The sequence below is a fragment of the Magnetospirillum aberrantis SpK genome (assembly GCF_011022235.1).
GTDB lineage: Bacteria > Pseudomonadota > Alphaproteobacteria > Rhodospirillales > Magnetospirillaceae > Magnetospirillum > Magnetospirillum aberrantis.
The window spans coordinates 40,204-54,255 of record NZ_JAAIYP010000032.1 but is presented as its reverse complement, the minus strand read 5'-3'; the positions used below and the strand labels follow the sequence as shown (position 1 = coordinate 54,255).

17 protein-coding genes and 1 riboswitch are annotated in these 14,052 nt (G+C 65.1%); of the genes, 12 read left to right on the top strand and 5 right to left on the bottom strand.

From position 1 onward, the window contains the following. Nucleotides 1–51: 51 nt before the first annotated feature. Nucleotides 52–432, top strand: a complete 381-nt coding sequence (locus G4223_RS05650; protein ID WP_163676245.1) for a DUF779 domain-containing protein — start codon at nucleotides 52–54, stop codon at nucleotides 430–432. Between the two features lie 82 nt (nucleotides 433–514). Here the strand turns inward: G4223_RS05650 and G4223_RS05645 are convergent, their stop codons facing one another. Together G4223_RS05645 and G4223_RS05640 are read right to left on the bottom strand one after the other, a co-directional pair. After that, nucleotides 515–2,485 carry an AsmA family protein gene (locus tag G4223_RS05645; RefSeq protein WP_163676242.1) on the bottom strand — a complete coding sequence of 657 codons (1,971 nt, stop codon included), beginning with the start codon at nucleotides 2,483–2,485 and terminating at the stop codon, nucleotides 515–517. A 19-nt stretch (nucleotides 2,486–2,504) separates the two neighbouring features. Beyond that, complete coding sequence (locus tag G4223_RS05640; protein ID WP_163676239.1) at nucleotides 2,505–3,269, bottom strand: DUF4197 domain-containing protein; 765 nt, start codon at nucleotides 3,267–3,269, stop codon at nucleotides 2,505–2,507. Between the two features lie 103 nt (nucleotides 3,270–3,372). Between G4223_RS05640 and G4223_RS05635 the strand changes: the two genes are divergently transcribed. From G4223_RS05635 to G4223_RS05625, 3 genes are all read left to right on the top strand, one after another. Beyond that, the gene (locus G4223_RS05635; protein ID WP_163676236.1) at nucleotides 3,373–3,825 is read left to right on the top strand and encodes a MaoC family dehydratase; all 453 of its coding nucleotides are present in this window, start codon (nucleotides 3,373–3,375) and stop codon (nucleotides 3,823–3,825) included. Between the two features lie 85 nt (nucleotides 3,826–3,910). Then, the gene (locus G4223_RS05630) at nucleotides 3,911–4,567 is read left to right on the top strand and encodes a gamma-glutamylcyclotransferase (RefSeq protein ID WP_163676233.1); all 657 of its coding nucleotides are present in this window, start codon (nucleotides 3,911–3,913) and stop codon (nucleotides 4,565–4,567) included. A gap of 33 nt (nucleotides 4,568–4,600) precedes the next feature. Next, nucleotides 4,601–4,769, top strand: a riboswitch (yybP-ykoY riboswitch). 15 nt (nucleotides 4,770–4,784) lie between these two features. Beyond that, nucleotides 4,785–5,363, top strand: coding sequence for a TMEM165/GDT1 family protein (locus G4223_RS05625; RefSeq protein WP_163676230.1), 579 nt, complete (start codon nucleotides 4,785–4,787; stop codon nucleotides 5,361–5,363). On the opposite strand, the gene G4223_RS05620 is transcribed toward G4223_RS05625, so the two are convergent. The 3 genes from G4223_RS05620 to G4223_RS05610 all read right to left on the bottom strand — a co-directional run bounded on the left by G4223_RS05620 (nucleotide 5,355) and on the right by G4223_RS05610 (nucleotide 8,582). Further along, a complete protein-coding gene (locus G4223_RS05620; RefSeq protein WP_163676227.1) occupies nucleotides 5,355–6,122 on the bottom strand; it encodes a Crp/Fnr family transcriptional regulator in 768 nt (255 codons plus the stop codon). The genes G4223_RS05625 and G4223_RS05620 overlap by 9 nt on opposite strands. Beyond that, entirely contained in the window at nucleotides 6,119–6,826 is a 708-nt protein-coding gene (locus G4223_RS05615) for a Crp/Fnr family transcriptional regulator (RefSeq protein ID WP_163676225.1), read from the bottom strand. Before G4223_RS05615 ends, G4223_RS05620 begins: the two co-directional genes overlap by 4 nt. A 136-nt stretch (nucleotides 6,827–6,962) precedes the next feature. Beyond that, nucleotides 6,963–8,582 (bottom strand): cytochrome D1 domain-containing protein, encoded by a 1,620-nt coding sequence (locus tag G4223_RS05610; RefSeq protein WP_163676222.1) that lies wholly within the window; start codon nucleotides 8,580–8,582, stop codon nucleotides 6,963–6,965. Nucleotides 8,583–9,032: 450 nt separating this feature from the next. On the opposite strand from G4223_RS05610, the gene G4223_RS05605 reads away from it, so the two are divergent. Genes G4223_RS05605 through ahbB form a run of 8 tightly spaced genes read left to right on the top strand, consistent with a single transcriptional unit; the run spans nucleotide 9,033 to nucleotide 14,052 of the window. Further along, entirely contained in the window at nucleotides 9,033–9,494 is a 462-nt protein-coding gene (locus G4223_RS05605; RefSeq protein ID WP_338086823.1) for a NapC/NirT family cytochrome c, read from the top strand. A 5-nt stretch (nucleotides 9,495–9,499) separates the two neighbouring features. After that, on the top strand, nucleotides 9,500–10,489 hold the full coding sequence (locus tag G4223_RS05600) for an ethylbenzene dehydrogenase-related protein (RefSeq protein WP_163676214.1): 990 nt from the start codon (nucleotides 9,500–9,502) through the stop codon (nucleotides 10,487–10,489). A 28-nt stretch (nucleotides 10,490–10,517) separates the two neighbouring features. Next, a complete protein-coding gene (locus G4223_RS05595) occupies nucleotides 10,518–10,832 on the top strand; it encodes a cupredoxin domain-containing protein (protein WP_163676211.1) in 315 nt (104 codons plus the stop codon). 14 nt (nucleotides 10,833–10,846) lie between these two features. Next, on the top strand, nucleotides 10,847–11,614 hold the full coding sequence (gene cobA, locus G4223_RS05590) for a uroporphyrinogen-III C-methyltransferase (protein ID WP_163676208.1): 768 nt from the start codon (nucleotides 10,847–10,849) through the stop codon (nucleotides 11,612–11,614). After that, a complete protein-coding gene (locus G4223_RS05585) occupies nucleotides 11,611–11,943 on the top strand; it encodes a c-type cytochrome (protein WP_163676205.1) in 333 nt (110 codons plus the stop codon). Before cobA ends, G4223_RS05585 begins: the two co-directional genes overlap by 4 nt. Beyond that, nucleotides 11,940–13,106 (top strand): cytochrome D1 domain-containing protein, encoded by a 1,167-nt coding sequence (locus G4223_RS05580; RefSeq protein WP_163676200.1) that lies wholly within the window; start codon nucleotides 11,940–11,942, stop codon nucleotides 13,104–13,106. Before G4223_RS05585 ends, G4223_RS05580 begins: the two co-directional genes overlap by 4 nt. Nucleotides 13,107–13,108: 2 nt before the next feature. Next, nucleotides 13,109–13,567, top strand: coding sequence for an AsnC family transcriptional regulator (locus G4223_RS05575; RefSeq protein ID WP_163676197.1), 459 nt, complete (start codon nucleotides 13,109–13,111; stop codon nucleotides 13,565–13,567). After that, nucleotides 13,558–14,052 carry a siroheme decarboxylase subunit beta gene (ahbB, locus tag G4223_RS05570; RefSeq protein WP_163676194.1) on the top strand — a complete coding sequence of 165 codons (495 nt, stop codon included), beginning with the start codon at nucleotides 13,558–13,560 and terminating at the stop codon, nucleotides 14,050–14,052. Before G4223_RS05575 ends, ahbB begins: the two co-directional genes overlap by 10 nt.

Sequence of the window (14,052 nt, the reverse complement as noted above, 5' to 3'; positions counted from 1 at the left end):
GAACCGTGACGGGCCGGCGGCATCCGCCGCCGGCCCGCGAAGGGAACGACCATGATCGAAAGGGTCCGCATCACGTCGGCGGCGGCCGAGGTTCTGCGTGGGCTGGTGGCCCGCCACGGGCCGGTGTTGCTGCACCAGTCGGGTGGTTGCTGCGAAGGCAGCGCCCCCATGTGCTTCCGCAAGGGCGAGTTTCGAATCGGTGGTTCCGACGTTCTTTTGGGCGAGGTCGAGGATTGCCCGGTCTATATCAGCGCCGCCCAGTTCGAGGCCTGGGCGTCCAGCGAGATCACCATCGACCTGATCGAGGAAGGGGGCGGCGACAGCTTTTCGCTGGAGGCCGCCGACGGCGTGCGCTTCGCCACCCGCTCGCGAGTGTTCACCGCCGACGAATTGCCAGAGGTGCGCCCGGTGGTTCGACCCGTGGTGGGATAAGGGCCGTGGTGGGATAAGGGCCGTGGTGGGATAAGCTGGAGGTACAAAGCCCTCGCCTATGGCGAGGGCTTTGTCAGCGGTATTAGCGCCCGAACAGGCTGCCGGGATTGATCGGCAACGGAATGTTCGAGCCGCCGGTCGAACCGCCCAGTTTCTTGTCGATGGCGCCTTGCAGGGCCTCTTGCGCCTTGCCCTTGGCCAACGCCTCAAGGTCGGGGCGGAAACTCAGGTTCTCCCACGGCCCCTCGACGATCACCGGCACGGCGACGCCGCCCAGGTCGGACTTGCCGCCCTGGCCTTCAAGGCTGGCGACCGCCTTGGGGGTGACGCGGTAATGCACCGTGCGCGGCGGCAATTCCACCGTGCCGGCGCCTTCGACCCGCAACAGCGGCGACTTCAGCGCCAGATCCTTGTTGGTGACGATGCCGTTGGTGATGGTGAAGGTGCCGCCCAGTTCCGCGAAGTCGGTCTTTTGCGTGCCGCCGCCGGTGGTGAAGGCGGAACCGACATTGCGCACCATCTCGGCCAGATTGATTCCCTTGATGGCGCCGTTCAGGAAGGTGACGGCACCCTTGCCGCTCAGGCTGGAAACCAGGGCGCGTTCGCTCTTGCCGCGTCCCGCCACCTGGATGTCGAAAGCGCCGGTGCCCGCGATACGGTCGAAACCGGCGGCGTCGGCCAGGAATGGCTCTGCCGCCAGATTCTTGAGTTGGAACGTGGCGTCCAGGCCGATTCCCGGCTGGCTGCCGTCCAGCATGACCTTACCCTTGCCGCTTCCCTGATAGAGTTCGAACTGTGACAGATCGGCGGTCATCTTGCCGCCCACCAGCACCACCCGCAACGCGCTCTTGCCGACCTTGATCTTTTTGACCGTCAGCGAGCCCAGGCTGAGGGCGAAGTCGACATCCGCCGCCTTGAGGCCCGAGGCGTCGATGGTTTCATCGCTCCAGTCGGACTTTCCGGCCGCGCCGCCGCCGGCCGAACCGCCGCCACCGCTCTTGGCCGTCGCCGGTTGTTCAGGCGGCAGATAGGGGTTCACGTCGAGCGCCGCCACGTCCAGCTTGCCCTTGAGGCTGGGACGCGCCCCGCCGGTGTCCACGGCGAAGTCGCCGGTGGCCTTGATGGCGTCCAGCGCGATGGCCGCCTGTGACAGCGCGACCTTGGTGCCGCCGGCGGCAAGCTTACCCTTGACCGCGAACGTCTCCAGCCCGGAACCGGGGGCGTCGAGCGGCTTGCCGGTGGCCCACAGCACCAGACCCCGCACCGAAGGAACCGTCAGATCCAGGTCGCCTTCGACGGCCCCCAGGCTGGCCTGGCCCTTGAGCGCCAGTTTGACCGTGTCGGCGGCGACCGACAGGTCCAGCGGCGACGTCGCGCCCTCGATCAGGGCGCGTGGCTTGCTCAGGTCGGCGGTGATGTCGATCACCTTGCCGTGATAGCGCAAGCCGCCCTTGGCCTTGAGCGGGGTGTCCAGGTTCTTGAGCTCGATGCCCAGGTTGATGGCGTCCACTTCCTCGCGCGTGCCGGCCTTGGCGTCGACGAAGGTCAGCTTGCCGTTGTCGATGCGAACTTCGCCCAGGCTGATGTCGGACAAGGTTGCCCCGCCAGAACTGTCGGCGGATTTGCCCTCGGTCTTGGTTTCGGCCGACTTGGCCTCGCTTTTGGCGGTTTCGAACACCCAGTTGCCGCGCCCTTGACGGTCGACCTCCAGGCTGATGACCGGGTCGACCAGGACGAAGCTGTCCACCTCGACCTTGCCCGACAAGATGGGCAACAGCTTGAGCTTGAGGTCCAGCGCGCCCAGGCGCACCAGTTCCTTGCCCTGGAACCCGGCCGGGTTGGACAACGCCACCGAGTTGACCTGAACCGACAACGACGGGAAGGCGGATACCGCAACCTTGCCATCGATGGTCAGGTCGCGGCCGGTGGCCGCCTTGACCTGGGACACCACCTCGGCGCGGATCTTGTCGGCCGGCACCAGGCTGGGCAGGATCACCAGGGCGGCGACCACCAGCACGGCCAGCGCCCCCAGGACGATTGCGAGTTTCTTCATGGGGCGTTCTCCTCCTGGATCAGTTTCCAAAAACCTTGCGCAGCAATTCGCTGCCGCGTTTGGCCGGATTGTCGCGGATGGCCGCTTCCTCTTCGGCCAGATAGGCGAAGATGCCGGAAAGCGCGCCGTCAAGAACGTGGTCGGTCAGCATGGAACGGGCGTCGCCCACCATGGGCAGTCCCTTGGCCGAACTGGTCAGCGTCTCGAACGACTTGACCGCTCCGGCCTCGGCCACCGTCTTGTCGATCACCGGGCGGAAGGCGGTCTTGAGGTCGGGGGTCATCGCCTTCTTGAAATATTGGGTGGCGCTGTCCTTGGGGCCGTTCAGGATGGCGCGGGCGTCGTCCAGTGTCATTTTCTCCAGCGCGCTGGTGAAAATCTGCTTCGCCTTGGGGGTCGCCGCTTCGGCCGCGCGGTTGAGCTTGAGTTCAAGGTCGTCGGCCAAACCGGACATTCCCGTCATCTTGAGTGCCGACTGCACGGATCGCAGGCTATCGGGAAGCGGGATGTGCACCTTGGGATCGGCGTTGAAGCCATCGGCCTGGCCCAGGCGCTGGGTCACCGCCGCCGAACCCTGGCGCAGCGCCTCTTTCAGGCCCGAAGCGATGTCCGAGGTGGACAGCGCGGCACCAAGCCCGCCGGAATTGGACGAGGACGTCGTGCCGCCGGTGCCGCCCACCTTCTGTTGCAGGACGGCCTTGCCCATGTCGAGCAGCGACCCTTGGGCGACCGCGATCGCCGGGGCCGTCAACACCAGGGCCGCCGCCAGAATTCCCACCCGCATGGTTTCTATCCCCCCGATTTAGAAAAATTCATTCTTGGATGGTACTGCATCCATGCTGTGCTTATCCATCCCGCAACCGAACGAGGCAGAGGAACCCAAGAAGATGACGACAAGGCGGTATCTGGAAGATTTCGCGGTGGGCCAGGTTTTCGGCTCGGATTCCTATGCGGTGACCGTGGACAACATCAAGGAATTCGCCGGGCAATGGGACCCGCAATTCTTCCATGTGGACGAGGTCGAGGCCGAGGACAGCTTTTTTCAAGGACTGGCCGCCAGCGGTTGGCATACCGCCTGTATCACCATGCGCCTGTTGGTGACCGGAGAATTGCGCCCCGCCGGCGGCATGATCGGTGCCGGAGTCGAGGAATTGCGATGGTTCCGTCCGGTGCGTCCCGGCGACGTGCTCAAGGTCCGGGCCGAGGTGGTGGACACGCGGGCCATGCGTTCGAAGCCCGGCTACGGCATCGTGCGCATGCGTGTCGAAACCCAGGACCACCTGGGAGAGACGGTTCAGACCTTCACCACGCCATTGGTGGTGCGGGGACGGGGGGATTGAAATCCCTCCGCACCGCGGGCCTGATCCGGCGGCGCAGGGCGTTTCGCTTTGCCCGTCCGCGATGCCTGGGCTAAGACTTGAAGGGATGAAAGACGAACAGGAAATAAGCGTATCCCGTCAGGGATTGGAACGGGGCGACCTGCACCGGATGATCGCCCAATCGGGCTGGGGGCATCTGTTGCTGGATGAACGGCAACTGGCGCAATCTCTGGCTTCGGTCCGCCCGCCTGACGACGCCTGCTGGGTGTTCGCCTATGGGTCGTTGCTGTGGAACCCGCTGTTCGATCCGGTCGAACGGCGCGATGCCCGTCTTGCCGGCTATCACCGTCGCTTCTGTTTTTGGATTCATGCCGGCCGTGCCTCGCCGGGGCATCCCGGTTTGATGATGGGCCTGATGCCGGGCGGCACCTGTCGGGGCCAAGTGCTGCGTATCGCACCCGACCGCGCGGCTGAGGAATTGTCGCTGTTGTGGCGCCGTGAGATGGTGACCGGCGCTTATGCGCCACGCCTGTTGCCGGTGGCGACGCCGCAAGGTGTGGTACGGGCTGTGACCTTCGTGGCCAATTCCCGCCATCCCACTTTCGCCGGGGCGCTTGCTCCAGAACGGGTGGCGGCGGCGGTGGCGGCGGCCGAAGGGCCGTTGGGGCGCAACAGCGACTACCTCTGGCGCACGGTGGATGCCCTGCGCCGTCTGGGCATTCCCGACCAGGGGCTTGAACGGGTCGCACGCCATCTCGGTTGAGGACTTGCGCAAGCGCTGAAGCGTCATTATGGTGCCCGCGTCATTGGGGAGTAGCCGCCCTCGCGAAGAGGGGGACACGTCAACAGACTTGGGCCGCGGCCCATGGCGTGTCCGACTGCAAGGCAGTTTGGCGAGACCTTTGGTTTTGTCCGCCACACCCGGGGGCCGGGGGGCGGCAAGCCATTGGTCTGTCCATCCGGCCCCCTGTGGTGTTTTCATGGAAGCTTTGCTGACCTCGACCGTCGTGGTCGCCATCGCCGAGATCGGTGACAAGACCCAGTTGCTTGCCCTGATGCTGGCGGCGCGTTTCCGTAAGCCGGTTCCCATCATTCTTGGCATCCTGGTCGCGACCCTGGCGAACCACGCCTTGGCCGCCGCCTTGGGGGCGGCGGTGGCCGCCTGGGTCGGGCCAGAGATCATGCGCTGGGTGCTGGGACTGTCGTTCCTGGCCATGGCGGCCTGGGTGATGATCCCGGACAAGGTCGATGACGACGAGGGGGTGAAGGGGGGCGCCAGTGCCTTCGTCGCCACTGTGGTCGCCTTTTTCCTGGTGGAAATGGGCGACAAGACCCAGATCGCCACCGTGGCTTTGGCCGCGCGCTTTCATTCGTTGATGTGGGTCACGGCCGGCACCACCTTGGGCATGATGGCGGCCAACGTCCCGGCGGTGCTGTTGGGCGAGGTGGCGGCCAAGAAGATTCCCTTGCGCGTGGTTCACGCGGTGGCCGCGGCGCTGTTCGCCATTCTGGGCGTGCTGGTGCTGTTACAGGTCGGCGGCGAACTGACCTCAGGCTGATTGCTGGGAACAGCGGCGGCGCAGGTTGTCGACGTCGTCGATGCGCACCGCGTTGCCCTCGGTGCGCACGCCCATGTCGCGCAGCCGCGCCAACACCCGGCTCAGGGATTCCCGACGAATGCCGACCCGGCTGGCCAGCACTTCCTTGTTGAAGGGCAGGGCGACCAGCGCCTCGCCCTCGCGGGCTTCGGTCAGCGCCAACAGGAACTCCGCCACGCGCTGCCAGGGCGGCACCTGCTTGAGGTGGCGGATTTCTCCCGACAGCCGTTGATGCCAGCGGCACATGCTGGCCAGCATGCGATAGGCCACGGCATGGTCGGTGCGAAGGGTGTTGACGAAAGCGCGGCGTCCGACGCGAATCAGGGTCGCGTCTTCGATCACCTCGGCATGCAGCGGAAAGGGACCGTGCGACAGCATGGCCGCTTCGCCGAAGCTGGAGACGGGGGTGAAGACTTCGACGATGCTTTCGCGGCCATCGGGGGTCAGGGCGAACAGCTTCACCTGGCCGTCCAGCACGATGTAGAAGCAATCGGCCCGCGCACCGGCGGAAAACAGCAAGGTCCGGCGCTCACAGGCCAAGGCGGTGGCGTCGGCCATCAGACGTTCCAGGATCGCGTGCTCCAGGCCGCAGAACAGCGGAAGGGCCATCACCTGGGCGGCCAGTTGCGGTCCGGCGGCGCGATGGCGCGGCAGGCTGGCATGGGGGCGCGAACAGGCCGGTTTGGGAATCAGGCATATTTGACGGCAGGGACAGGTCATGGCGTATCTCCGTCGCCGTCGGTGGCCAGGGATTCCGACAGCTTGCGCAATGCGCCAACGTCGGCGATGTCGACACGGTCGCCCCGCCCGGTTTCCACACCCCAGTCGCGCAGCTTGGCGAAGGCGCGGCTGAGTGTCGCCGGTTCCATGCCGAGCCGGTCGGCCAGCAGGCGTTTCTCGCAGGGCAGGCGGACCACCGCGCGGCCACAGCAATCGCCGGCCAGCGCCGCCAGATAACTGGCCAGGCGTTCGCTGGTGGATTGCAGTTTGAGTTCGGTGATTTCCTTGACCTGACCGCGCAGCGAGCCGGCCATTTCCGCCAGCATGATCAGCGCCAGGTCGAATTCCTGATCCAGGCGGGCGACCAGACGATGGGCGGCGATCACGGCGACTTCGGCGGGTTCGGCGACAATTGCGGTGGCGGCGTGGCGTCCGGCCGGCAACAGGGCGTCGGCGCCGACGCTTTCGCCGGCCACCAACTGAGCCAGGACTTCGGGCGGGCGGTCCAGGCGTTCGATCTGCAATTCGACGCGGCCGCGCACGATGACGTACAGCCGTCTGGCCTCGTCACCTTGGCGGAACAACGTTTCTCCCCTGGCGAACGCCAGGACTTCCGGCAGGTCGAGCACGGCCGCCAGCTCGGCGGCCGGCAGGGCCGCGAACAGTGGATGACAGCGCAACGCCTCCAGGGCCTCGGATTTCATTTCCCCCTCCGATCCCTAAGCGGTGACGGCAAGGGTCGCGCGGGCGCGCCCGCACGCCCTTGACTTTGGTCAGGCGTCGAAAAAAAAGCCCCGGAAGACGTTGCTTCCGGGGCTGACAAGGCACGAGGTGGGGTTATCAATAAATGTCGTGCTGGGTGTTGTGCACGTTGAACTTGCCGGTCGGGGTGATCAGCTTGGGGTCCTTGATCACCGCCTTGGGCTTCAGGGTCTTGTCGTCGATGACCACGATGGCCGAGGGTTCGGTCTTGCCGGCCCAGATGGAGTACCAGACCTCGTCGCCGGCCTCGTTGTACTCGGCCTGGACCACGCGCTTGACCGACTTGGAATCGGGCAGGCCGGCCATGGCGGCGACGTTGATGACCTGCGGTCCCTTGTCCAGATTGTCGATGTCGAACACCGTCACCGATTCAGCCGATTCCTTTTCCGGCATCAGCGGCGCGTCGGCCCACAGGTGGTTGGAGTTGGGGTGGGTCTTGACGAACAGCGAGCCCGAACCGTGGTTCTTCAGTTCGGCGACCACCTTCCAGGCGTATTCCGGGTGCTTTTCCGGGTCGGTGCCGATCAGGGTGATCACGTCGGCGCCCAGGTGCGAGGTGGCCCAGACGGGGCCGAACTTGGGATGGACGAAATTGGCGCCGCGGCCCGGATGGGGCTTGGCCTTGGTGTCCACCAGCGCGGCCAGCTTGCCTTCCTTGGTGTCGACGACCGCCACCTTGTTCGAGGCGTTGGCGGCGACCAGGAAGTAACGCTTGGTCGAATCCCAGCCGCCGTCATGCAGGAACTTGGCGGATTCGATGGTGGTTTCCTTCAGGTTCTTGATGTCGGAATAATCCACCAGCTTGATCTGGCCGGTTTCCTTGATGTTGATGACCCATTCGGGCTTGATCACCGAGGAAACGATGGACGCCACGCGCGGCTCGGGATGGTACTGGCCGTCCACGGTGATGCCGCGGGTCGAAACCACCTTCAACGGTTCCAGGGTCTGGCCGTCCATGATCACGTATTGCGGCGGCCAGTACGAGCCGGCGACCGCGTACTTGTCCTCGAATCCCTTGAACTTCGAGGTGTCGACAGAACGGGCATCCAGACCGGTCTTGATGGTGGCCACCACCGCCGGCTTTTCCATCCACAGGTCGATCATGTCCAGCTTGCCGTCGCGGCCGATGACGTAGACATAGCGGCCCGACGCCGACAGGCGCGAGATGTGCACGGCATAGCCGGTCTTGACGATGTTGACGATCTTCTTGGTGTCGCCGTCGATCAGGGCGACCTCGCCCGAATCGCGCAAGGTGACGGAGAAGACGTTTTGCAGATTGATCTTGTTCATCTGCTTGGTCGGACGCTTCTCGGGCGGCACCACTACCTTCCAACTGGCGGTCAGCTCCTTCATGCCCCATTCCGGCGGCGTGTCGGGGGTCATCTGGATGTAGGTGGCGATGTTCTTGATCTCATCCTTGCTCAGGATGTCGTCGAAATTGACCATGCCGCCGTCGGTACCGTTGGTGATGATCTTTTCCAGACGGTTCTGACCCAGCTTGCGGGTGTTCTCCGGCTCCAGGTTCTTGCCGGTCGCGCCCTTGCGCAGCACACCGTGACAACCGGCGCAGCGTTCGAAATAGATCTTGGCGCTGGCGTCCTTGGCGTCCTTGCCTAGCGACGGCTCGTCAGCGAAGGCGGTGCCGACCGCCATGGGCAGCACCGACGCCAACAGCGCGGCTTTGAGTCCCTTCCACATCCTCTACCTCCACAATGTTCGGGTGCCGGAATTCCCCCCAAGGGACCCAGCGCTTCGAATGATCGTGAGGATGAAGGGGCGGGAAGGGGGCCTCTTTAACCAAAGTCAAATAGTGGACCGGAAAAGTCCCCGTGCGGAAAACTACCGCGCTGCACAACGTAACGCAAATTGACCAAGGTCACAAAAGCGCCTGCCTTCGTCGCGATAGGGTGCCGCCACATCGTGCCGGACAGGCCTGTTCCGGTTGTCCAACGTCAAATCCGTTTGCCGGGTCTTCGTGCTAAGCCTCGGGAAAAACACGAGAGAGGAGCCCTTCGGGGGAAGGCAATGGCGTCCAACCAATCCTTGCTGTCACGTCTGTTCAGGATGCGGATCCTGGGAGCGACCCTGGTCGGGGCCTCTATCCTTTTCGTAGGGGGAATTGTTTTCTGGGGTGCCTTCAATACAGGCATGGAAGCCACGAATACCCTTGATTTCTGTATTTCCTGCCACGAGATGCGCGACAACGTCTATCAGGAATATAAGAAAACCATACATTACACGAATCGTTCCGGCGTGCGGGCCGCCTGTCCCGATTGCCACGTGCCCAAGGACTGGACGCACAAGATCCTGCGCAAGATCCAGGCCTCGAACGAGCTTTACCACAAGATCGTCGGCACCGTTTCCACCCCCGAGAAATTCGACGCCAACCGTCTGGAGATGGCCAAGCGCGAATGGGCGCGCATGAAGGCCAGCGATTCCCGCGAATGCCGCAACTGCCACGCCTTCGACCAGATGGACCCGGAAAAGCAGAAGCAACGGGCGCGCAAGCAGCACGAGAACGCCCAGGAAGACGGCATGACCTGTATCGACTGCCACAAGGGCATTGCCCACAAGCCGGTCCACCAGGGCCTTGAAGAAGACGAGGAGTGAGGACGATGAGCAAGCGTTCCCTGTTCACCACCCTGGGCGCCGCCTCTTGCGCGCTGATGCTGGGCATGGGCTCGGCCTGGGCCGCCGGCAAGGCCGTCGATTGGTCCAAGCTGCCCGAGGCCAAGGCGGTGCTGTTTTATCCCGGCCAGGCCTCGTTCGAATGGATCCAGACCGGAACCGACCATGGCGGCGCCCGCTCCTTCACCAAGAAGGGGGACAAGTGCTCGGACTGCCATGCCGAGGAAGCCGCCGACATGGGCAAGAAGATGGTCACCGGCCAGAAGATCGAGCCGACCGTCATTCCCGGCAAGCGCGGCTCGATCCCGCTCAAGATCAAGGCGGCTTTCGACGCCGAGAACCTTTACATGCGGTTCGAGTTCCCGGCCGGCCCGCACAACGCCGCTCCCAATGCGCCGGGCGGCAAGATGGACCCCGACAACGAGATCAAGCTGGCGATGATGATCGACGACGGTTCGGTGCCCAACGCCGACCGCGCCGGATGCTGGAGCTCGTGCCACGCCGATGCCCGCGACATGCCGAGCGCGCCGAAAAAGGATGGCTTCGTTACCAAGTACATCCCCGAATCGCGCACCAGCGTCTCGATCAAGGACGAGCCGCGCGGTGGCTGGGACAAGCTCAAGCCCCAGGCCGAACTGGACGCCATGCTGAAGGAAGGCAAGTTCCTCGATCTCGCCCGCTACAAGAGCGGCAAGGGCGGCGTTTCCGAGGATGGCTACGTGCTGGCCGAGCGCGTGCTGAAGCAGGACGCGGGGGCCAAGTTCGAAGGCAAGAGGGAAGGCGATACCTGGGTGGTGACCATGACCCGGAAACTCAATTCCGGTCAGCCCGGCGACCATGTGTTGCAGGCGGGCAAGACCTACACCGTCGGCTTCGCCATCCATGACGACCACGCCTGGGGCCGCTTCCACCACGTGTCCCTGGACATGCGGCTGGGGCTGGGCGCCGATGGCGAGATCAAGGCGGTCAAGCAATAGGCCGCAGCCAGGAAGGGGAGGACACGCCATGAACCGCATCAAGGTCGCGACGGCGCTGTTCTCCCTGTTGGCGGCGCCCGCCTGGGGCGACGAGGTGGTGCAGGTCGTGATCGACAAGTACCAGTTCCAGCCCAGGACGGTGACGGTGCGGCCGGGAACGGTGGTCGAGTGGCTGAATGCGGAAAAGCGCACCAGCCATTCGGTGATCGTCGAGGGACAGTCGGAATCGGAGCGGCTTTTTCCCGGCGAAAGCTTCCGCTTTCGTTTCGACCGGCCGGGCCGGTTCCCGATCCGATGCGGTCCCCATCCCGACATGATGGGAATGGTCGAGGTGGCGAACTGAAGGGGGAAGCTGCCATGACGAATCGCGGCAAGGTGGCGTTGGTGGGGGCGGGTCCCGGTGACCCGGAATTGCTGACGTTGCGGGCGGCCCGTCTGATCGCCGGGGCGCGACTGGTGGTGTTCGACCGGCTGGTGGGCGAGGCGGTGCTGGACATGGTCCCCCCCGACGCCATGCGGGTGGACGTAGGCAAACAGACCGGGCGGCATTCGCTGCCGCAGGACGAGATCAACCGATTGTTGGTGGATCTGGCGTTGGCCGGCCACGACGTGGTGCGGCTCAAGGGCGGCGATCCGTTCATTTTCGGCCGTGGTGGCGAGGAAGCCCAGGCGTTGGCCGCCGCCGGCGTGCCGTTCGAGGTGGTGCCGGGCATCACCGCCGCCGCCGGCTGCGCCGCCAGCGCCGGTATTCCGCTGACCCAGCGTGGCGTGGCGGAAAGCGTGCGTTTGGTCACCGGTCATCGCATGGACGACCGCGACCTGGATTTGGATTGGACTTCGCTCGCCGATCCCCGCTGCACCCTGGTGGTGTACATGGGGGTGGCAAGCGCGGAGCGTCTCGCCGGCGGCCTACGGGGCGCGGGGCTCGCCGGCGAGACGCCCGTTGCGCTGATCGAACGGGGCACCACGCCCTATCAGCGCACGTTTTATTCCACCTTGGACGGGCTTGCCGCCGACATGGCGGCGTGGCGACCGCAGCCGCCGTCGCTTCTGGTCATCGGCCAAGTGGTCGCCCATGTCACGCTTCCCCAATTGCGGTCCCTGGTGCACGAGGCCGCGCAATGAAAGCCGCCGTCATCCCAGGCCTGTTCCTGGTCGGAGCGACGGCGCTGGGGGCGGCGTCCGTCAGCGCCGCCCCAATTCCTGCACCAGCCCGCCAAGAGCAGTTGCGGGCCCTGGTGACCCAGGATTGCGGGTCCTGTCACGGCATGACCCGCAAGGGGGGGCTGGGCTCGCCGCTTCTGGCCGAGAACCTGGCCGGTATCGGCGACGAAGCCCTGGTCGCCACCATTCTGGATGGCCGGCCCGGCACCCCCATGCCGCCCTGGCGGGCGTTGCTGTCGGAAGACGACGCCCTGTGGATCGTTCACCACCTCAAGGGAGAAATGCCATGAAGCGCCTTGCCGTCGTGGCCGCTTTGGTTGCGCTTTCAGCTTGTGCCGAGGCGCCCATGCGCGCTACCGGCGACCTTGGCCTGGTGGTGGAACGCGCCGACGGCGCGCTGCAACTGGTCGAGACCAGCCACAACACCCGGCTGTCGCGTGTTTCTGGCTTGGGCGACCTTTCCCACGCTTCGGTGGTTTATTCCCGCGACGAACGATACGCCTTCGTGTTCGGCCGTGACGGCGGCCTCAGCAAGGTGGACATGCTGTCGGGCCGGGTGGTCGGGCGGGTGATGCAGTCGGGCAATTCCATCGGTGGAGCCATTTCCCAGGACGGGCGGTTGGTGGCGGTGGCCAATTACACCCCTGGCGGTGTCCGGGTGTTCGATACCGACACGCTGGAGATGGTGGCCGACATCCCGGCCTTGGGTGCCGACGGCCAGACCAGCAAGGTGGTGGGGCTTGAGGACGCGCCGGGCAACCGCTTCGTCTTTTCCCTCTACGATTCGGGCGAGATCTGGCTGGCCGACCTCAAGGACCCGAAAAAGCCGGCCATCCGCAAGTTCACCGGGATCGGCAAACAGCCCTATGACGCGCTGGTGACCGAGGACGGCCGTTATTACATGGCCGGCCTGTTCGGCGAGGACGGCATCGCCATGGTGGATTTGTGGAACCCCGAGGCCGGGGTTCGGCGCATCCTCGACCATTACGGCAAGGGACAGCAACCGCTGCCGGTCTACAAGATGCCGCATCTGGAAGGTTGGGCCGCCTCGGGGACACAGGCGTTCCTGCCGGCCATCGGCCGTCACGAGGTGTTGGTGGTGGACACCACCACCTGGCGTGAGGTTGGCCGTATCGCGGTGGCGGGCCAACCGGTCTTCGCCATGCTGCGCCCCGATGGCCGTCAGATGTGGGTCAATTTCGCCTTGCCCGACAACGGCAAGGTCCAGGTGATCGACGTGCCCAGCCTCAGCGTGGTCAAGACCATCGAGCCGGGGCCGGGGGTGCTGCACATGGAATTCACCCCGCGCGGCGAACGGGTGTGGTTGTCGTCGCGCGACGCCGACCACGTCACGGTGTGGGACACCGAAACCCTGGAACAGGTGGCGGAGCTGCCGGCGTCCAAGCCGTCGGGCATCTTCTTCACCGCCCGCGCCCATCGCATCGGGTTGTGACCATGGCTCAGCTCGATGCCATCGACCGCCATTTGCTGGACGACTTCCAGCATGACTTTCCGCTCGACCCGCGCCCCTATGCCGCCATGGCGAAGCGTCTGGGCATCGCCGAGAGCGAGGTTCTGTCCCGTCTGGAACGCTTGCGGCAAAAGGGGACTGTCAGCCGTGTCGGGGCGGTGATCCGCCCGCATGCGGTGGGCCACTCCACCTTGGCGGCCATGGCCGTGCCGCCCGACTGGCTGGAGCATGTGGCCGAGATGGTCTCCGGCTACGCCGAGGTCAACCACAATTACCAGCGCGACCACCGTCTGAACCTGTGGTTCGTGGTCGCCGCCACCGGCCGTGACGAGGTCCAGGCGGTTCTGGACGACATCGCCCGCCGTACCGGCCTCGACGTTCTTGACCTGCCCATGGTCGAACAGTTCCACATCGACCTGGGGTTTGGCCTGCGATGGAACTGAATGACCGCGATTTGAACCTGATTTCCGCGTTGTGTGGCGGTCTGGCGCTGGACAGCCGGCCCTATTACGTCCTGGGCCGCGCCATCGGCATGGACGAGAACGAGGTGGTCGAGCGCTTGCGGGCGTTGCGGCAGGCCGGGATCATCCGCCGTTTGGGCGTCATCGTCCGTCACCACGAATTGGGTTACAAAGCCAACGCCATGGTGGTGTGGGACGTGCCCGACGACGAAATCGCCGAAATCGGCCGGCGGCTGGGGGCGTGTCCCGAGGTCTCGCTGTGCTATCGCCGGCCGCGCCGGCTGCCCGGTTGGCCCTATTGTCTGTTCACCATGATCCATGGTCGTGACCGTGCCGAGGTCGAAGCCAGTCTGGCGGCGCTGGCGATGCGTGAGGGGGTCTCCCATTACCCGCACGAGGCGTTGTTCAGCACCCGCCGCTTCAAGCAATGCGGCGCCCGTTATATCCCCAAGACGGCGGCGGAATGA